This is a genomic window from Pseudomonas sp. PDM01, assembly GCF_014852325.1.
Lineage (GTDB): Bacteria > Pseudomonadota > Gammaproteobacteria > Pseudomonadales > Pseudomonadaceae > Aquipseudomonas > Aquipseudomonas migulae.
This window is the reverse complement of sequence record NZ_JACVBK010000012.1, coordinates 1-21292: the sequence shown is the minus strand read 5'-3', so window position 1 is coordinate 21292 and position 21292 is coordinate 1. Positions and strand designations below refer to the sequence as shown.

At 60.0% G+C, this 21292-nt stretch carries 9 protein-coding genes; 4 read left to right on the top strand and 5 right to left on the bottom strand.

From position 1 onward, the window contains the following. Positions 1-142 precede the first annotated feature (142 nt). The 3 genes from IB246_RS25830 to IB246_RS25825 form a co-directional block, all read right to left on the bottom strand. Positions 143-553 (bottom strand): hypothetical protein, encoded by a 411-nt coding sequence (locus tag IB246_RS25830; protein ID WP_008039530.1) that lies wholly within the window; start codon positions 551-553, stop codon positions 143-145. A 333-nt stretch (positions 554-886) separates the two neighbouring features. After that, complete coding sequence (locus IB246_RS28780; protein WP_085988399.1) at positions 887-1180, bottom strand: hypothetical protein; 294 nt, start codon at positions 1178-1180, stop codon at positions 887-889. A gap of 690 nt (positions 1181-1870) precedes the next feature. Further along, positions 1871-12700: a peroxidase family protein gene (locus tag IB246_RS25825; protein WP_008039527.1), complete on the bottom strand. Its 10830-nt coding sequence runs from the start codon at positions 12698-12700 to the stop codon at positions 1871-1873. Positions 12701-13386: 686 nt separating this feature from the next. Between IB246_RS25825 and IB246_RS25820 the strand changes: the two genes are divergently transcribed. The 4 genes from IB246_RS25820 (at position 13387) to IB246_RS25805 (ending at position 19346) form a co-directional block, all read left to right on the top strand. Continuing rightward, a complete protein-coding gene (locus IB246_RS25820) occupies positions 13387-15123 on the top strand; it encodes a type I secretion system permease/ATPase (protein ID WP_008024527.1) in 1737 nt (578 codons plus the stop codon). Between the two features lie 6 nt (positions 15124-15129). Further along, on the top strand, positions 15130-16470 hold the full coding sequence (locus tag IB246_RS25815) for an HlyD family type I secretion periplasmic adaptor subunit (protein ID WP_008039525.1): 1341 nt from the start codon (positions 15130-15132) through the stop codon (positions 16468-16470). A 1-nt stretch (position 16471) separates the two neighbouring features. Continuing rightward, complete coding sequence (locus IB246_RS25810; protein WP_008024524.1) at positions 16472-17800, top strand: TolC family outer membrane protein; 1329 nt, start codon at positions 16472-16474, stop codon at positions 17798-17800. A 169-nt stretch (positions 17801-17969) separates the two neighbouring features. Continuing rightward, a complete protein-coding gene (locus IB246_RS25805; RefSeq protein ID WP_008039524.1) occupies positions 17970-19346 on the top strand; it encodes a hypothetical protein in 1377 nt (458 codons plus the stop codon). Between the two features lie 99 nt (positions 19347-19445). Here IB246_RS25805 and IB246_RS25800 read toward each other — a convergent pair whose 3' ends face one another. Together IB246_RS25800 and IB246_RS25795 are read right to left on the bottom strand one after the other, a co-directional pair. Beyond that, entirely contained in the window at positions 19446-20372 is a 927-nt protein-coding gene (locus tag IB246_RS25800) for a Gfo/Idh/MocA family protein (RefSeq protein ID WP_008039523.1), read from the bottom strand. 107 nt (positions 20373-20479) lie between these two features. Beyond that, positions 20480-21076, bottom strand: coding sequence for a DUF4157 domain-containing protein (locus IB246_RS25795; protein WP_032832496.1), 597 nt, complete (start codon positions 21074-21076; stop codon positions 20480-20482). Between the last annotated feature and the right edge of the window lie 216 nt (positions 21077-21292).

Sequence of the window (21292 nt, the reverse complement as noted above, 5' to 3'; positions counted from 1 at the left end):
TCTGCTTTTTTGCCGTTTTTTTGCGGTCGAGACCGGCCGAAACCGATCCAATGCGGCCCTTTGCGAAAAGCAGCTAATAGCCATTTCGTCGAAATGTGCAGCAAACGCACAGTAATAGACAGAGTGCGCTCAGGTAGCTTCGTCATTGTTTTTGGAGGCTCTGGCATCCAGGACGATGCAGCCCCGCTGCGTCCCGCCAGTACAATGTTTCTTCGAGCTGGAAGCTTATCAGGAAGAGGGACGAGCACGTCTTAGCGATGGATTGGGCTATTTTGTCCAGATCTTCCATAGCAGACTGCCCCTCCGGCTCGGGACCTTTGATTCTGATGGTGCAACGCATAGCAACACGGAAGTCGATGCCCTTCGTATCCTCAGCATAAATTGTAGAGTCCGTGGTTACGCCATCGGTACTCAACGTTAGTCCCGAGATAAAGGTAGATTCCAAACTGTCGCCAACTACGTTGATTTCCCAGGCACCAGCATTGCTTAAGGCTTTCCCCAGTGTCGGGGCTGTGAGTGCATTATCCGCTTCCAGATACAGATCAAGACTCATTTGAAACCCTTCTTCCTGCGTGAATATTTGCACAAAAATTATTGAGTACGATTGTTGCGGCAGTGTATTGGTCAGCGGTTCGAATGTCTGCTCCTGGCCGATTGCGATCCTTCGCGATAGGCAGCAATCAGCCAGAAGCAGCCACTTACTCACACCCAGTCAAAAGGGGCAGGATTTATTCTGATCTCGCGCTACTTAAAATGGTCAGCATCTATATGCTGATGATCTCGATCATTTGCGTCATTGCTGTTCCAAAATCGGGGTTCTGGGCAACGCTGCTGGTTTCTCCGCTGCTCATCGCGGCAGATATGGCTTGTACGCCTGACAAACGGTTCAAGTCGATTGATGAAGCTCGACATAGCTGGACTCCCCACCGCCAGTCGCGCCCGACAACCAACCCCATACGAAGGCCAAAGTGGTACGCCCTGCGTGATCAACGCCTACCGTGCCACGAGACCAGCCGGCCAGAATCTCACCGTCCGTAGTCAAACACTGAAAAAGAAGCTCAATGGTATCGGGGCCAGTCACGCGCCCGACTTGATTACCTATGCGGATCCGGGCGCCTTGGTAAGTGCTCCAAATGGCATTTTCCTCGACATGGTAATGAAATACTGTGCCCGGTACCAACCTCCCATCCCCACTTAAAGCCCCCCCGCAATCCCCCCCACGATGAGAAAAATCCCCCATAAACGGGCTGTATTACCCGATTCCTGTGTCAACTTTCATTGGCCAGGGGATCAAGTTGCGCCGCCAGCCGGGAATGATTGGCTGTTCAGTTTTCTGGCATAGAGAATGCTGTGCGTTCACTAGCGTATTAATTGAAAGTTTGAAGTTGTTATCACGGGATAACAGATTTCCACCTGTGCTGCACAACCCTTCTGAGGAGTTACCTTCATGCGAAGTGAGCCGCTAGTCCGCACGTTGGCACTCATGCTTCTCATCTTTGCCATAGGGGCATTCTGGAGTCTGTTCACCTGGTTCAGCAGTTAAGCGCTGTTTGTGTTGCGGATCGGGTGAAGTCCCGATTGAAGTCGGGATACCCCCGTTAGCAGAAGCGGCAAGCGAAACCAACAGGCTGCAAATCGCGCAGTTCGCTGAAATGTTCAAGCCTGATTCCCCACTCCCCACTCCCCAATTCCCCATTCCCAGGTCATTTGTTGATCGAGTGTTTCCCTCTGTCTGACAGACCGCCCTGCCAGGTTGGTTCACGCATTGCCAGTTGAACAAACGGCCAGGCGCCTCTCATAAAAAAAGGGAGGGCATCGCTGCCCTCCCTTCCGCTTTCCACGCTTTTTTTCAAGCGTGCTGATCAGTACCTCAAGTGGTGAGAATGAAGTCCGTGGCAGTGACGGTTGTCGCATCGGCCACACCGACCAGGCGGATGGAGTCAGCACCAGCGAAGCTGACCAGGGTATCCGCACCGACATCGGCGATGGTGACGCTGCCGGCAAAGGTCGCAGCCGTGATGTTCATCGCGGAGATATCGAGGCGGTCCTGCCCTCCTGCCGCGTTGGCATCGAAGCCAATGATCTGATCGACCCCGAAGCCCGCTGAGAACATGAAGATATCGTTGCCATTGCTGGCAACCATCATGTCGTTGCCGGCACCGCCCGTGACTGTATCGTTGCCTGTACCGCCATCGATAAAGTCATTGCCGATACCACCCAGCAAGGTGTCGTTAGCATCTCCACCGAGCAGCGTGTCATTGCCATCGCCGCCCTGGAGCAGATCGGTGCCGGTACCGCCATCCAGGCTGTCATCACCCAGCCCGCCGAGCAGCGTGTCGCTGCCTGCCCCGCCATTCAATGTATCCGCCCCGTCACCTCCGTCGAGGCTGTCATCGCCATTGCCGCCGTTCAGGGTATCGGTGCCAATGCCACCCACCAGTTGGTCGTTACCCGCGTCGCCGTTGAGTGTGTCGTTGCCACTGTTGCCGGTGAGGATGTCGTTGCCGCCGCCACCATTGAGGGTGTCGTTACCCGCCCCGGCGGTGATGACGTTGTTCAACCCGTTGCCGCTGCCGGCGAAGTTGCCGACTCCGGTGTAGGTCAGGTTCTCGACATTACCGCTCAGCGTGTAGCTGGCCAACGAAGTCTGCACGGTGTCCGTACCGCCACCCGCCACCTCGACCACCACGTCTGTGGCTGCATCGACGATGTAGGTATCGTTGCCCGCGCCCCCGACCATCCGGTCTGCACCCGCACCGCCATCGAGGAGGTCGTTACCCACCCCGCCGGTGATGGTGTTGGCCAGTGCGTTACCGGTACCTGTGAAGTTACCGGCACCGGTATAGGTCAGGTTCTCGACGTTGGCATCGAGCAGGTAGCTCGCGAAGGCGGTTTGCACCAGATCGGTACCGCCACCCACCGCCTCGGTGATAAGGTCACCGACGTTGTCGACCACATAGGTGTCGTTACCGGCACCGCCGTTCAGGGCATCCGCGCCGAGCCCGCCGTTGAGGGTGTCGTTACCGTCCTCGCCATTGAGGATGTCGTTGTCGTCTCCACCGTTGAGGATGTCGTTGCCATTGCCGCCAAACAACTGGTCGGTACCGGCCAGGCCATTCAGCGTATCGCTCCCGCCCAGGCCAAGCAGCACATCGTTACCGGCGCCGCCGGTGAGGGTGTTCGCCTGTGCGTTACCTTGCAGCACTACGCCACTGAGCACCGCAACCGCTGCGGTTGCCGCGGAAGTCAACGTCTCCAGCGTGCCGAAGCCGTCGGTGTAGCGCACGATCACCCGTATTTGCAGGTTGCCCTGCGCCACACCCGGGGTGAAGGTCGAGGCCGTCGCGCCGTTGATGTTGGAGAAGGAAGCACCGATACCTTGCTGCCATTGGTAGCTGAAGGTGCCCAGCCCGTCCACATCGGCAATCCCGGCAGTCAGCGCCGTCAGCACTTGCCCTTGATCCGGTGTCGTATCGCTGATCAGCAACGCGCCTGTCGGTGCATCGTTGACGTTGTCCACCGGCCCCAGGATGTTGGACGCAACGCTTTCGGCCACACCGAAGTTATCGACGTAACCGATCATCACGCGCACTTCCTGGCCGACCTGAGCCTGGCCAAGCGAGAACGTGCTACCGGTAGCGCCGGCGATGTTGACGAAGCCAAGCCCGTCGTTCGCCTGCCACTGGTAGGTGAACTGCGGATTGGTCAGGCCATCGGCGTCGACGATGGTCGACGTGTCGGCGGTCAACAGCTGGTTCTGCACGGCAAGCCCGGTAACGGTCGCCCCTTCGGTCGGTTCACTGTTGCCGGACGATTCGACGATCTCCAGCGTGCCCTGGGCATCCTGGTACACCGCCCGGACGCGGATGTTCAGACCCGCCTCATCGGGGCCCACCAGGAAGGTGGAGCCAGTCGCCCGCGTTGCCTCGCCAGCGGCGACAAAGGTGATGTCTTCATAGACGCCCGTACCGGGAATGGTTTCGACCTGCCAGTAGTAAGCTACCCCGCCGGTTATCGCGCCGGTCGGATTGGCCGCACTCTGGTTGTCCGCGTCGTGTACCCCCGCGCCACTGACGCGCAACAACTGGCCGGCGACTGGCGTATCTTCACGCACACCGGTAGTCGCATCGAGGATTGCCAGGTGACCCGATGGGTCGCTGTTTTGCACGGTGCCGACTCCGGACGGTATCGCAACGTCAGCGAACTGCAGACGCTCGATGCCCGTCAGGCGATCGACGCCATCACGCCCAAGCACCGAGTCGGTCACGATGACAGTGTCGCCATCGATTTCGATGCCGTATTCCCCCAAAGTACCGGAGAACAACGCCGTATCGAAGCTGTCAGTGCCGGTCAGAATCTCCCGCACGATGACCAGTTGGCCAGGGTTGTACGTGCCGTTCAGCATAAACGGCACCAGTGGCTCCATGCTGTCGAACGTGGCGATTTCATCGCCAGTGCCATCAGCGTTCGCCCGTACGCTGATGCGTACGTTCAGCCACTTGTCACCATCAATGATGTCGTCACCGCCGCGACCTTCGATCAGGTCGCTGCCGCTACCGCCGAGGATGATGTTGCCGCCATCGAAGAACGTCGCTCCGGCTGGCAACAGATCCGCCAGGCCGTTGATCAGGTCGATGTGGGTCAGCACACTGCCGGTTGCACCCGCTGTAGGCAGCGATGTGGCGTCTTCGTTATCACCGCGCAGGAAGTCACCGTGCGACGAACCCGACAGACCTTCCATGATGTCGAAACGCACCAGCGCCGAAGCACCTGAACCCGGTACTGGCGGAACATCGAAGAAACGGTCCGTGAAATCGATGGTCACGCCCTGTGCGAGCCCCTTGAAGGTTGCCCAGTCGAAGCCGGAGCCGCCGATATAGCGATCACCGAAGCCGAGACTGCCGACCATGATGTCATCGCCGCCTTCGCCGTTGAACTTATCGTTCTCGTTACCGCCGATGAACACATCGTGGCCAACGATAGGGTCGTTGCCGAGCGGGTCGAAGTTGTCGCCAGGTGCACCGTCCGAAGTGCCCTTCTCGATCCAGTCGTCGCCTTCGTTACCCATGTCCTGTTCGTTGGCTTTGCTGCCCAGGATGAAGTCGTTGCCATGACCACCAATGGCTTCGGAGGCGTCCTCACCGGTCACGATGAAGTCATTGCCGAACCCGCCGATGATCAGGTTGACGCCGTTACCTCCGTGCAGCACGTCGTTGCCGTCGCCACCCTGGATGTTATCGTCGCCGCCCTTGTCGGTGATGATGTCGTCGCCGGAGCCACCGCGCAGTTGGTCGTTGCCGTCACCGCCTTCGATGCGATCGTTGCCACCGTCGCCCCAGACCGTGTCATCCCCCTCACTCGCGATGAGAATATCGGCGCTGTTGGTGCCGCCCATCACGATGTGCTCTGCACCGGTGTATTTGATGTAGTTGGCGTCCGGCCCTGCGGTCAGAGGGTTGTCGCGGAACACCACCTGTTCGCCGTTTTCGCCAAGCGGATCGGCATTGCCCAGGCCTTCGTTGAATTGCTTGCTCTGGTCCCTTTCCAGATAGAACGCAACGTCTGAGAACACCAGGCCCGGCAAGTGCGTGGCCGAGGTGTTGGCCATGATCAGCTTGGCGAACGAGTTGCTTTCAAGCTCGGCATTCATCGACAGGCCAGCGGTACGTTCCAGGTAGTAGAAGCGGTCGCCATCCTGCAGTTTTTCCAGCTGGTTCTCGAACACGAAGTTGAAGGTCGAGCCGAGCATGCCGCCGAACGGCGTTTTCGCTTCGGCCAGGCCGCCGATCCACAGGTCGATGGCATCGACCCCCGTGATAGTCACGCCCTTCAGATCGTCGGCTGTTCCCAGCACGCCATCCTTGCCGGCCCGCGTTACGTTGGTCCAGTCACCGGTGCCGTTGAGGAAGTCCAGGCGGTCATCCGGCGCCCCCGTACCACCGAACACCAGTGCCATGGCGGCAGCGCGTTTGCCTTCCAGCGTGGTCGCCGTCGTGATCGTCTCATGGGTGCCATAGGCTGCAATGAAGTTGATCAACGACTCCGGATGTTTGAGGTGCTGCACCAGGTCGACCCAGCTGGTGTACGGCTTGAGTTGGGTATCACCGGTTTGGCTGTAGATGTCGCGGCGAATCGCGTTGAGTGAAGGAATCCCAACGTCGCGGCCACGGGCGATGTTGATCGCCGGCAGGTCGAGCGGCAGCCCGAGCAGGTTGTTGCGCAGCGCCTCGGTGACGAACTCGTCGATTTCGTTACCGGCTTGCCGAGTGATCCCACGCACGATCGCACTGGTCGCATCCTCAGGCGTCACGCCACTGGCGGCGTACGCCAATGGGTTGAGGAACGCCGCGATCAGGCCCAGTTGCTGATCGGGATCAGCACTGTTCGGATCGCCGATCACGTTGAAATCGACGTCGAAGCGATCGACGGTCTCGGTCAGCATCGAGTGGCCAAACCGGTACACGGTGTGGGCGAACTCGGCGACGATCGAGGCATCGAGGTCAACGTCATAGACCTGGGTCGGTGCGAAAAACAGGTCGACGTTAGGCTGGATGGTCCGGGCAAATTCCTCGAACACCAGATGCTGATACTGCATCTCGGTGCCGAACTTGGCCGCCTGGAACAGGCGTTCGCCATTCCATACCAACGCATCGATCTCCGCCTGATTGACTGGCAACGCGCTCACTGGATTGAGCAGCCACTCGTTCAGGAAAGCCACGTCACCCGAGTCGAGCACAGTGTCTTTGGTTTGCGCGACCAGCCGATTGTGCTCGGAGTGGAAGATCGCATGCACCGCCGTCAGGCCGATGTTCTCGTTGACCCGGCCGTCGCCAGCGATGTAGTGCGCATCCAGCAACTCGTTGTCGTAGGCCAGGTTGGCCCCGGTTTGTGGATTGACCGGCACGTCGTTGCCAGTTTCAGAATCGCCATCAGGCGCGAGCACGCCACCGATGAACACCGGCGCGGCATTGTGGGCAATGTCGACGAGGAACTGGTGACCGGTGCGCACAGCATTGGTCAGGTCAATAGGGGCAAGCGGATTACCTTCGACAAGCTCGTCATCCGCCGTACCGCCAAGACCGTCAAGGCCTTTCATCACGACCATCGGGAAGCCGTTCGGCCCCTTGATGAAATTGCCATAGGCATCGGTCGCCAACAGCGGGGCGTTATCGACGTCGGCATCGGTCAGGTGGATACCCAGAATGTCGTTGGCTTGCGCCTTGACCACTTTCCAGGTGGCCATGCCACCGATTTCGCTGTCGTCTGAAGTACCAAACTTGCCATCCGCTCCCAGGTCACGGTTGGTGATCAGCCTGCCCGTCGCGATGGGTCCGTCATCGGTCAGCAGATACCCGCGCAGGAATACCTGATGCGATGGGTGCGAGCTGTAGGTCTGGTTTTGGTCCACGAACGGCGTGGTGGTGTTGGAGTGCTCATGGATGTCATCGGCCGTGCCGAGAACACCATCCGCGCCTGGCTGGTTGGTCGCGCGGGTCAGCACCATGAAGTTAGCGTTGCCGCCTGGCACATACAGCGGATCATCCGGTTGCAGCGGAATGAAGATGGTGCCCGAACCGCCTTTGGTCACCAGGTCCAGACCGTGATCGAAGAACTGCCCGAAGAAGGTCATCCAGGCGTTGAACGGCGCGGACAACCCGGCATCCGGAGCGGTGTTCTCGAACATGTACACATCGTGGTCGTCGCCAGTACCGAACTGACCATCCAGGCCGGGGCTGGCGACTATCCGTACGCCATCCTTGAGCACATCGTCGCTACCCTCCGCGCCGAAGTTGAGCACACCGTCCGCGCCCACGTCGTACGCCGTGGCATATGCCGCCGGGTTGTTCGACGTCTGGTCGACGATCAGATTGCTGATCGTGCGCGGCTGCGAGTCAAACACATTGCCGCTGGTCTGCTGATACGACGATCCCGGAATGGCCGGCGAGCCAGGGCCAAAGAACCCGGCAGGTGCGCCTTCCGCGGGATTGAAGACCGGATCGGTCAAACGCGGGAAGGTGTTATCCGCAGCACCAAACTCGGTGTTGTTGATGCCATTGAGGTTCATCAGGTTGTTGTTCGAGCCATCGACCGCACGCAGGCCCAGCGGCGCGCGGATGTTCGGGATCAGCGAGAGGATGTTCTGACCGTCCGCTTCAGCCTCGGCAATCTTGATCTGATCAAGGATGAAGTTGAGGTCGGAGCGGACCATGTTAAGGCCCGGGCCACCCTCGGTGGCATTGACTACCGGTGTCGGTGCTGTCGGCACGACCGGTGCGCCGGGAACCACGACGCCTGTCGGTTGCGAGAACACCACTTCAGTCGTGCCATGGCCATCCTGGTAGATAGCCTTGACCCGCAGTGACAGCCCGGCAAGATCCGGCGAGACCTTGAAGGAGGTGCCATCGGCACTCTGGAACGCCAGGTCACCCGCAGGCAACAGGATGATGTCTTCGAACACGCCACTACCTGGGTCGGCTTCGAACTGCCAGTAGTAAGACACCGAAGTATTGTTGACGAGACCCTGCGGGTTACCCGCAGTGACGTTGTTGGCATCGCTCACCCCGAGCATGCTCACGGTCAGTGTGTCGCCCACTGTAATGTCGCCGCCGTTGCCATCCGTGACAGTCGGCCTGCCGACCGGTTGTGCGTTCAGCCCCGGTACCAGCACCCGCTGGGTGTCGGCGAATTGCAGGCGCTCGATATGCAGCAGGGTATCGGTGCCGTCGCGACCCGCAACGGTATCCGTCACCGTCCAGACATCGTCCGCCAGGTTGGCCGTGCCACGGGTGTCCTGGGTCACCGTGTACTCGGACTGAAGCCCGGAGAAAATCGCGGTGTCGAACGCCGCCCCGCCCGTCGAGGTGCCGGGCAGGATTTCCCGCACGGCCTTGAGCTGCCCAGGGTTATACGTACGGTCCAGCATGAACGGGATCATATCAGCCATGCTGTCGAAGCTGGCGATCTCGGGGCCGGTATGGTTGACGTCGCCGGGGGCATAAACTGCGATTCTGACGTTGATCCATTTGTCGCCATCGATCAGATCATCGCCGCCGCGGCCCTCGATCAGGTCACTGCCATTGCCACCGAGGATGATGTTGCCCGTGGCAAAGCCGGTGGTCGGCAAGCCGGCATCGGACAGGAACTGCGCCAGTCCGCGGATCAAGTCCACATTGGTCAGTGCACCACCCGTGGCACCACCGTGGTTGAGGATAGTGACCGCATCAACATCATCGCCTTTGAGGACGTCGCCGAAATTCGAACCGGACAAGCCTTCGACCTCGGCGAAACGGTCGAGAATCGAGGCCGGCGAGGCACCGACCGGATTGAACACCCCGGCGTTCTGGTTTGGCGCGTTGCCGTGTGGCTGGGCCAGCGCGGCCAGGGACAAGTCGGCGGTCACGCCGACCTGGTCATTTTTGAAGGTCACCCAGTCGAACCCGGACATGCCGTCCATCTTGTCCTGGGCATCGCTGCCCACAAAGATGTCATCACCACCCTCGCCGATCATTTCATCGAAGCCACCACCGCCGACAAAGATGTCGTTGCCGACCACATCGTCATTGAGCAATGGCGAGAAGTTATCGCCAGGCGCACCGTCCTGGGTGCCCTTCTCGATCCAGTCATCACCTTCGTTGCCAGTCGGTGGCAGGTTGGTCTTGGCACCGAGGATGAAGTCGTCACCCTGACCGCCGAAGGTGGTGCTGATGTCTTCGGTGGTGATGATGAAGTCCTGGCCATCGCCGCCAAGAATCAGGTTGCCCCCGACCGCCATCCTCCCGGCCACGATCACATCGTTACCGGCATTGCCTTCCAGTCGGTTGTCGCCGAACGAGTCGGTGATGATGTCATCGCCTGCGCCGCCCAGAACCGCATCGTTCCCGGCGCCGCCCTCGAGGACATCGTTGCCGCCGTCGCCGTAAACGGTGTCATCACCTTCACCGGAGATGATGATGTCATCGGCGGCGGTGCCGCCGAGGACGACATGATCTTCACCGGTGTAATGCAGAAAATTACTGTCCGTGCCCACGGTGTCGGGGTTGTCGCGGATCACCAGCGGCACGACTTCCACGCCGTTGATCATGATGCCGCCCGTCGGGTCGGCACGACCGCCGACGCCAAGGCCAGTGAACTGATTGGCCTGTGTCACTTCGAGGGTGAACGCCGGTGTCAGGAACACGGTGTTCGACAGGTGGGTGACATCGGTGTTGAGCATGATCAGCTTGGCGAAGGAGTTGTTCTCAAGCTCGGTGCCGAAGTTCAGGCCCGCCGTACGCGACAGGTAGTAGAACCGGTCGCCGTTCTGCAACGCCTCCATCTGGGTTTCAAACACGAAGTTGAACGTCGAGCCGAGCATACCGCCGAACGGCATCTTCTCTTCGGCAAGGCCGCCGACCCAGAAGTCGATGTCGTCGACACCGGTGGTGGTGACGCCATTGACCATGGCGTAGGTGCCCGAGCTGTTAAGGAATGCCAGGCGATCCTCTTCAGTGGCGGTAAAAGTACGCTCATCGGCAGTGCCGGCGTTGATCACCGCGCTGCCGCCAAACACCAGGGCAGCAGCGACCGCACGCATCTCGACCAGCGTATCCACATCGGCCGCAGTCAATGCACCGTGAGTACCGAAGGCCGCGATGAAGTTGACCAGGGATTCGGGGTGTTTGAGGTTTTCCGCCAAGTCAGCCCAACTGATGTACGGCTTGAGCTGGCTGTCGCCGGTTGCCTGGTAAAACTCACGCCGCGCCTCATTCAACGTAGGGATGCCAGTGTCGCGACCACGCGCCAGGTTCAGGGCCGGCAAATCGAGGGGCAGACCCAGCAGATTGTTGCGCAACGCTTCGGTGACGAACTCGTCGATCTCGTTGCCGAGTTGACGGGTCACACCGCGAATGATCGCCCCTGCCGCTTCGTCAGCGGTAGCCCCGCTGCCGGCAAATGCCAGAGGGTTGAGGAAGGCTGCGATCAGACCGAGTTGCGCGTCAGGGTTGTTCGGGTCAGAGAGGACCGGATTGAATTCGGGGTCGAAGCGATCGACAGTCTCGGTCAGCATCGAGTGACCGAAGCGATACACCACGTGGGCGAACTCGGCGAGGATGGCCGGGTTGATCGAAGTGTCATAGCCGTTGGGGGCAAGGAATTCGTCGACCTGCGGCTGAACGGTCCGCGCAAATTCCTCGAACACCAAGTGCTGATACTGCATCTCGGTGCCGAACTTGGCGGCCTGGAACAGCCGTTCGCCATCCCACACCAATCCTGCGATTTCGGCGGGAGTCGTCGGAATTGCCGCGACGTCGTCTGCCAGCCACTCATTGAGAAACGCCAGATCGCCAGAGGCCAGGATGGTTTCCTTGGACTGCTGGACCAGGCGGTTGTGTTCGGAGTGGAACACATGGTGCACAGTGGTCAGGCCGATGTTTTCGTTCGCCCGGCCATCGCCGGCAATGTAGTGAGCGTCGAGCAGCTCGTTGTCGTAGGTCAGGTTGTTGCCGCCCGCGCCCACTGGCTGCGCATTGCCGATTTCGGTGTCACCATCCGCCTGCAAAACCCCGTCGACGAGCACCGGCGCGGCATTGTGCGCGATGTCGTCGAGGAAGCCATGCCCGGTGCTCACGGCGTTGGCCAGACTGATCGGAGCATCCCGGTTGCCTTCGACCAGTTGCGTGATGTCATCCGCCGTACCGGCGATACCGTCTGCGCCGTTGCTGATGCGCATCACCACCTGCGGCATACCGCCCGGGCCACGGATGAAGTTGCCATACGCGTCGGTCGCCAGCAGCGGCACGTTGTGCACATCGGCGTCGGTCAGGTTGATGCCGAGAATGTCACGGGCCTGGGCCTTGACCACTGCCCAGGTCGCCATGCCGCCATTTTCGGCGCCGCCATCATCGGCAGTGCCGAACTCGCCATCGGCGCCCAGATCGCGATTGGTAATCAAGCGCCCGGTTGCAACAGGGTCACCTGCCGCGTTGATGACGTACTCGCGCAGAAATACCTGATGCGAGGGGTGGGAGCTGTAAGTCTGGCTTTGGTCTACGAACGGCGAAGTGGTGTTGAGCTGCCCATCGTCCGTCGTGCCAACAATTCCGTCCGCGCCGGCCGTACGCACGGCCCGTGGCAGCACCATGAAGTTGGTCGGACTGCCCGGCACGAACAACGGATCGTCCGGCTGCAACGGAATAAACACAAAATCGGTAGCGCTCTTGCTGACCAGGTCGAGGCCGTGGTCGAAGAACTGGCCGAAGAAAGTCATCCACGAGTTGAAGCCCGCAGTCAGTCCGGCGTCCGCGGACTGGTTGGGGATGAAGAACACTTGTTTGTCGTCATCCGTGCCGAAGACACCATCGGGGCCTGGGCTGATGACCGGATCGGCACCGCCGTTCGCCGCAACCGCAGCCGGGTTGTTGGCGGTCTGATCAACGATCAGGTTACTGATAATCCGTGGTTGTGGGTCGATCACATCCCCTGTCCCGGAGTATGACGCCAGAAACGAGGGGTCCAGCAGGCGCGGGAAGGCATTGTCCGCAGCGCCAAACTCACTTTGCCCGGTCACCAGGTTGTTGTAGCTGCCATCGACGGTGCGCAGGCCGAAAGGCACCTGACTGTTGGGTAGCAAATCACTGAGGCTGGCGCCGTCGGCATGTGCTTCTGCGATGAAAATCTGTTTGAGGATGAACTCCAGGTCGGACTTGTTGAAATTGGCCATTTTGCTTGCCCTCGATTTCTTTGGTGAAGGGCACGGGACGAAAAGAATCCTCCCGCGCCCAGTCAGGTGCTGGCTTGCGCAGTGTGTAGGTTCATTTTTTTGGCGAGAGCTGACACGGGAAGGCAAAGCCGTTAGTACGGCCCCCGGTATGCGCGCCTGGAATTCGCGGAACTCGCGAAAGAATGGCTCGCTAAGCGATCAGGCAGAGCGAACCCGGGCCCTAGGCGGGCCATGGAAACTTGAGGTCAAGGCGAACTTGCTGAACAGCCCCTTCCCTCTGCAGTAGAACGAAGTGATCGACATGCTGTGCTCCTTCGGAGAACCACTGCCCTTTTCGCTGCCAAAGAGTTGACAGACTTCAGGCGGACGGTTGTCGTCAATGAGTAAGACTAAAGTTGGATAGCAAAAAATTGTCAATTTTACGACGGACAAACCGGACGACCGGTGCTACGCCTCTCAACTCGCTGTTTTTAATGGACTTATAGAAAGATTGACGCACCATTAGAGCGAAATGTTATTTCAGATTGTTTCACCGCGACCTACGCTGCTTGCTACGGGAGCAACGCAGAAATTTGCACGAGATTCGCCCGAGAGCGAACCTGCGTATCGACGGCTACCCACGGGACTAAATCTGTTAGCTGCTGCTCCGCAAGGGCAAACGGCTTTTTGAAGAGGGGGTCAGCCAAATGCACAAGCAGTCGAACTCTCGATCCGAACTGGCTGACGCACTCTTCCGACTTCGTCGTAGTTTTTACTCCCTGGCGGGTTTCAGCGGCGTCATCAACGTCATGATGTTGACGCCAGCCGTTTACATGTTGCAGGTCTATGATCGAGCCTTGGTCAGTCGCAACGTCACAACGTTGACGATGCTGACCGTTCTGGTGATAGGCCTGTTCTTGCTGATGTCCACGCTTGAAATGTTCCGCACCCGTGTGCTGATCCGGGTCGGCAACTGCCTCGACATGGACCTCAATCGACGCATTTTCACCGCCGCATTCGAGCGCAACCTGAACCGCGCCGGAGGCAATCCGGCCCAGGCCCTGCAGGATCTCGCGCAGGTGCGCCAGTTCCTCACCGGCAACAGCCTGTTCGCGTTCTTTGATGCGCCATGGACGCCGATCTACCTGCTGGTCGCCTACCTGATCCACCCGCTGCTCGGACTGGTCACGCTCATCGGCTCGCTGATTCTGATGGGCCTGGCTTACCTCACCGAGAAAGCGACGCAAAAGCCGCTGGCCGAAGCCAATCAGGCCGCCCTCTCCTCCGCCACCTACGCCAACAACAACCTGCGCAACGCCGAGGTCATCGAGGCCATGGGCATGCTGCCGTCGATCGGCAAGCGCTGGTACCAAAGCCATTTGCGCATTCTGGAAATGCAGACCCTGGCCTCAGACCGGGCCGCCCTGATCAGCAGCACCGGGCGCTTCGTGCGTATCACCTTGCAATCGCTGATCCTCGGCGCCGGTGCGCTGCTGGCGATCGAAGGCAAGATCACCCCCGGGATGATGATTGCCTGCTCGATCCTTACCGGTCGTGCGCTGGGCCCGGTGGAACAAGTCATCGCGTCATGGAAGCAACTGCTTGGCTGCCGTTCGGCCTGGGGCCGGTTGAATGAAATGCTCAACGACTTTCCGCGCCGGCCACCGAGCATGTCGCTGCAACGCCCGCTGGGCATGCTGGCGGTGGAGAATGTGTACGCCGGCTCCCCCGGCACCAACAACACGATTCTGCGCGGGGTGAGCTTCAACCTTTCCCCCGGCGAAAGCCTTGGCATTATCGGCCCATCCGCCTCGGGCAAATCCACCCTCGCCCGCCTGCTGGTCGGCGTCTGGCCGGCACAGGCCGGCAAGGTGCGCCTCGACGGCGCGGACATATTCACCTGGAACAAAGGCGAACTTGGCCCCTGGCTCGGTTACCTGCCACAGGACGTGGAGCTGTTCGAAGGCACCATCGCCGACAACATTGCGCGCTTTGGCGAAGTGGACAGCGACGCGGTCATCCGCGCCGCCAGAACGACGGGCGTGCACGAGATGATCCTGCGTTTTGCGCAAGGTTATGAGACCCGCCTGGGCACCGATGGCAGCCCGCTTTCCGGTGGCCAGAAGCAACGCATCGCCTTGGCCCGCGCGCTGTATGGAGACCCCAATCTGATTGTGCTCGATGAGCCGAACGCCAACCTCGACGACGTCGGTGAAAAGGCGTTGGTCGATGCACTGGCCCAACTCAAAGACCGTGGCGCCACCGTCATTCTGATTTCCCACCGTCCCAATGTGCTCTGCGCCGTCGACAAGGTGCTGATGCTGCGTGACGGCGGCGTGCAGATGCTCGGCACTCGCGACGAAGTATTCGCAGCGCTGCGCAAGGCGAGTGTGATGCCTGCAGGCGCGTCGACTCCGCTGGCCTCCGTCAAAACGCGGGAGTGACCGATCATGCAAATGAGCCAACACACCGAGATGATTCACGTCGATCCCAGGAACGATGTAGATCTGGACGTCGCCAAACCTGTGCGCAGGGGCCTGTGGCTGGTGCTCGCCGGCTTCGGCGGCTTCCTACTGTGGTCGTGGCTGGCGCCGCTGGATGCCGGCGTGGTAGCGACAGGCACGGTAAAAGTCACCAGCAATCGCAAAGCCGTGCAGCATCTGAGCGGCGGCACCGTGGAGGCCATTCTTGTCCGCGAAGGCGATTCCGTGAAAAAAGGCCAGGAGGTGGTCCGCCTCGATTCGCTGCGCGCCCTTGCCGAACAGGGTGCGGTCAGCGCCCAGTACATCGTCAGCAAGACCGTGGAAAACCGCCTGGAAGCGGAACGTGACAACCTCGACGTAGTGAACTTCGATCCCGAACTGTTCAAGCGCTTCGGGAATGACCACCGCCTGCTGGCTGCCATGGATCTGCAGCAACGCCTGCTGAACACCCGACGCGCCGGCCTCGCTGGCGAAATCAGCATCCTGCAGGAAAACCTCGCGGCGTCGGCGGTGCAGCTCAAGGGCCTGCAACAGGTCTATGGCGCCCGCGCTTCGCAGATCAACTTCCTCAACCAGGAACTGAAAGGCACCCGCGTGCTGGCTGCCGAAGGCTATGTGCCGCGCAACCGCCTGCTGGAGCTGGAGCGCAGCAATGCCGACCTCTCCGCCGGCCAGGCCGAGAACCTCAACAACATCGCTCGCGTGCGTAGCCAGACCACCGAAATCAAGCTGCGCATCCTGCAGCGCCAGCACGATTACCTGAAGGAAGTCGAATCGCAGCTCACCGACACCGCCAAGGAAAACACCACCCTGGCCGACCGTTTGCGTGCGCTGGACTATGAAGTGACCCACACGGTGATTCGATCGCCCATCGATGGCATGGTCCAGTCCCTGAGCATTGCGACTGTCGGCGGGATCATCCAGCCCGGCTTCAAGATCATGGAAATCGTTCCGGACAACGAGCCGCTGCAGGTCGACGCGATGATTCCCGTGCAGGCCATCGACAAGATGGTTCCCGGCCTCGCCGTGGACATTGCCTTCCCGGCCTTCAACCATGCCCAGACGCCCAACATCCCCGGCCGCGTGAAGACCGTTTCCGCCGACCGCCTGATGGACGAGGAAAGCAAGCAACCGTTCTATCTGGCTCAGGTAGAGGTCACACCCGATGGCATGAACCTGCTTGGCAGCAATCACATTCGTCCCGGCATGCCCGCCAGCGTCACCATCAAAACTGGCGAGCGCAACATGATGAGCTATCTTCTGAAACCAATGCTCGACCGTGTTGACAGCTCTTTCAAGGAACAATGAAATGGACCGTCATTGCCTGTTCGCCTGCCTGCTATCGCTGTCTCTGCCTGCCAGCGCCATTGACCTCAAACAAGCGTGGGATCTGTTGCAGTACCAAGGCCCCATCTATCGCGCTGCCGTGCATGAAAAGGAGGCCGGCCTGGAAAACCGCGCCATCGGCCAGGCCGGTCTGCTGCCGCAGATCAGTGCCTCGGCCTACGACAACAAGGTCAATGGCACCCAGCGCCAGAGCGGCATCGAGAGGGATCTGGACTACGACTCCAAGGGCGCCAACGTGCGCTTGCGCCAGCCGCTGTTCAACAAACAGAAAATGGCCGAGTACCGCCAGGGTAAACAGCGTGCCGACTACAGCGTCGCGGTGTTCGATGCCAAGAGTCAGGACGCCGCGGTGCGCCTCGCCGAAAGCTATTTCGACGTGCTGCTGGCCAGCGAAACCATCGTCCTCGCCAAGTCCAAGCTGAACGCCTTCGAGGAGCAACTCGCTTCGGCGAAACGGCGCATGGAGCTGGGGGCCGGCACCGTCACCGACATCGACGAGTCGATCGCTCGCCGCGACCTTGCCGATGCCGAGCTGATCGAAGCGCAGGACAACCTGATCAATGCGCGCCGCAAGCTTGAGGAGTACATCGGAGAAACCCCAGAATCGTTGACCACCTTGCGTCCGACTTTCGATACGCCACCGCTGCTGCCGAGCAACCTGCAGGACTGGTTGGTCAAGGCTCAGACCGACAGCCCGCTGATCCATGCGCGCCGTCATAGCAGCGACCTTGCTGAAGAAGAAGTGAAGCGCGTCAAGGCGGGCCACTGGCCGACACTGGATTTCGTTGCCGGCTACACCGCGGGCGATAGCCAATCCATCTCCGAGCTGAATCAACGCAACCGCTACGGCTCAATCGGGCTGGAAGTCAATTTCCCGCTGTACAACGGTGGCGGCACCAGCGCGCTGGCACGCCAGGCCAGTTCCAATAGTTCCAAGGCCCTGGACGAACTCGACGCCACGCGACAGGAAGTCATCTCCGGAACGACCCGCGAGTATGCCGGCGTACAGAGCGGCGCCAAACGTATTCACGCCCTGGAGCGGGCCGTAGAGTCCAACGAACGCTCACTGCTGTCCACACGCAAGGGTTTCAAGGAAGGAGGCACCAGCACCAACTCGGACGTCCTCAATGCCGAAGAACTGCTCTTCGTTGCACGCCACGATCTGTTCGAGGCGAAGCTGCGTTACTTGATGTCGCGCCTGCGCCTGGCCTCTTCGGTGGGCAGCCTGGGCGACGACGACATCGATCACATCAACGACTACCTCGGCCCGGAGCTGTTGGTCACCAATTGAATTGGCGTCCAGGTGAACAGGCGTCATGGCAACTGATTGGGTGATGACGCCGCCCCCGCCAGGAAAATCTGAAGAACGAAAACAAACGCAGCCACTCGCCGCCCTAAAGGTTTTGACGGTCAAGCCGATTCAAATGGTCTTGATATAGGGCGCTAAGGAGCTGTTTGCCGTGAGTATTGTATTTCGCCTGACGGGCGCCGTTTTTGCCGTGTCCCTCACGGGTTGTGCCCTGCAAGGCAACGGGATGGCCGATTACTACAAGCGGATGTCTGCCGAGCGCCTCGTACAAAATCAAGCCATGATGACCCGGATACAAGCCCGGCCTTTGCCATTGGATACCACGCTGAGACTCGACCAAACGGCCATGGTGATGGTTAACGTGCCGGCCGAAGGCGCCGCGCCGGCCACCCAGGCCCGGCTTTTCGCTGGCTGCAATTTGTCGACTTTAGCCATGGATTATCGACGCGAAAAGGACTGGAGCAGCCCTTACGTCCTACCAGCAGACCCAGCGCGCAACATCGCCCAGCAGATGTGCCAGGCAGTCCGGAACAGTGCCTGGAAGCAGTTGCCCGGCGAAACCGAAGACGTCTTGTTACTAGACCCAGGCACACTGGCCATAGAGAACTCGCGGCGTTCGATATGGGCGGGCATCGACTATGGCCGCACCCGCCTGGATGAAAGCGAAGGCAAGCCCTATGGCCGCCAGTTCGAGCGTATCGAAGTCGACTGTACGACCCGACAGGCCAGCACCCGCTTGGCTTATCGCCTGGGCGAGGACATTTTGCTGCCACCGCCCGTTCAGCCGCTTGATAGCGCCCTGGACAAAGAACAACGCGCCCGACTGATTGGCACCGTGTGCGCCGAACCCGCCAACATGGCGCAACTCGCCACGCCAGTCATCCGGAAAAAATTGCCGCCGAACATGCTGACGCCAGAGGCTTCGGCACCACTCTTGGCACAGGTAAGCGCACTGCCACAGGGACAACCGACCCACACACTCAGTCATTTGCAATTCACTTACAACGCCTCCTCCCCACTGGTGCCGCGCGCCGTGATCAACGACCATCCAATGGACTTGTATCTGCAACCGGGCCCGGCTCGCGGGATCTGGCGCGAGCAGGCAACGGGAGCGTTAGGCAGCGAGAGCGTGAGACTGCGCTGGCGCGGGATGATCGAACTTGCAGCAACGAGCCGATCTCAGATCGCGGGCAAAACCGACCAGCGAAGCAACCTTGCAGACATCGACCTGGATGGCGATTGGCAAAACCTGAAACCCGGGAGCGATATCGCCTACAGCAAAAAATTTACTGACAGCGCTGGCAAAACTTTCGTGCAGAAATTTGAGTGTTCGGTGGGTGAATCCTTCCCTGCTACACAAACAGTTGCCTCGTTGCAGGGACTGGCGCGCAAGGTTACATGCGTCACCGATAGCGCACTGAAGACAAGCAATGCGTACCTCTATCTGGAGGCCTATGACCTGTTCGTGGAAACCTCCGAGACTTCAACGCTCCTGGTTCAGGTCAACACGCTCAAGGCAGCAGAGTAGCGTGCAACCCCGGGCGTAGAGTTTGTCGATTGGCGCGAAAGAACTCGGCACAAGACCACGTTGCCTGCCGACGCGCCAATGCCTTTACCTGAGCAGCCACTAATCGTAGAACGGCTCAACCAACGCCCGGCTGCCGACAAAAAAGCTATCGGCGACCAGTCGCAGCGGCTGGAGATCCAGGTCACTGGCCTTGTCGCCAATCAGTTGTTGAAAATGTCGATACACCGCCGCGTACTCGCCCTCCTCCGATACGGCCTGGCGCACGCCGTCGATACTCAAGAGTGCGCCGCCGTTGTCCAGTCGCAGGATGCCTTCGGCGCAGCGAATCTCGATGCTCCAGAGTTCGTCATGGCCGTGGTCGAAATCGAACTCCGCGCGGACATCGAGGTGGCGCGCGTCGGACATTTTGATGGACGCGGCGATAGGCGACTGGCAGTTGTCGGGGACGCGCAGTTCGGCGGACTCGACAAACAGCGACAGTGGCAGCAGATGAGTTGCAATCGACAAGGCATTGATGCCGGGATCGAAGACGCCCAGGCCGCCGGGTTGCCAGATCCACGCCTGGCCGGGGTGCCACTTGCGCACGTCTTCCTTCCAGTCGATCTGTACGCTTTGCAGGGTGCGGGTGGCCAGCCAGTCACGAGCGGCGTCAATGCCGGGCGCGTAGCGTGAATGCCAGGCGAACAGACCGCTGACGCCTTGCTCTGCAACCTGATTCACCAACGCCATCGCTTCGCCCAACGTGGCGCACGGAGGTTTTTCGACCAGTATGTGTTTACCTGCGGCCAGCGCTTGTTGCACCAGTGCGAATCGTCCTTGCGGCGGTGTGCAAAACGCAATCGCATCCACAGGCGGGCCGTTTTCGAGCAGCTCGCCCAGGGACTGAAAGTTCTCTACGCCGGCGCAGGGTTGCCCTTGCGTTGCGACAGCGACCAACTGGAACGCGGGGTTGGCGTTGATCGCTGGAACGTGTTGATCCTGGGCAATCTTGCCGTAGCCCACCAGACCGAGACGGATCGGTTGCATTAATGACTCCTGTTTTTTTTCTTGTCATGGGAAGCGAATCGACAAGACTACGTTTGTATAGCGGGGAAGTCATTGATGACGTGCTGACGTTTCGTGAACGCTACCTTTCAGTCAGCCCCTCCCCGCACAAACCGCCTGACCTCGGCCTGTATGGCATAAGCCGGCGCCTCCACCGCATTGAAATCCTGTGTATACCGCTGGGCAAATCCATCGACTCCCCACTCCTGAAACTGCTGCACATGCTTGAGTTCGTGAGCCCAGAGCGCGACATCCTGCTCTGCGGTTTGAGCGTCCCGGAAGAGAATGATGTCGATCAGCGTCACAGCTCCGACATCGGGGTTTTGCAGCATGGCAGTGGCGGCACTGAACTGACCGTTGTCGCTGACTTTATAGCCCGCGGCATCGAGGACACCGGGCTCGTACCAGCGCAGCAGTTGCTCGCGGATGTGCGGTGGGATGGGTTGGATGCTGGTGTTGACTACTTCAGCGTGGGCTTGGGTCAGCCACAGCGCCAGGGCAGGTGCAGCGATCTGGTAGACACCATCAGGCACGGGGCCAAGCACCTGTCCCAGGTCTGGCAGGCAGATGCAGTCGTCCAGGCAAACTTGCTTCTCGCCAGCTGGGCAGGCGCCGGGCTGGGCTGGCACTTCAAGCGTGAGACAAAGAACAAACAGCGCCACCAGGCGCGTGATGATGGGCGGCATTGTGACCTCCAGGGACGGAAGCAGCGCGAACAGTGGGCCATAGCTGATCGACAACCTGCAAAGCTTTAGCGTATCCCTAAATTTCTTTGCGCCACTTTCCTGCGGGCAAAACAAAACCCCAACTGCTTTCGCAATTGGGGTTTCGGAATTTAATCTTGACGATGACCTACTCTCACATGGGGAAACCCCACACTACCATCGGCGATGCATCGTTTC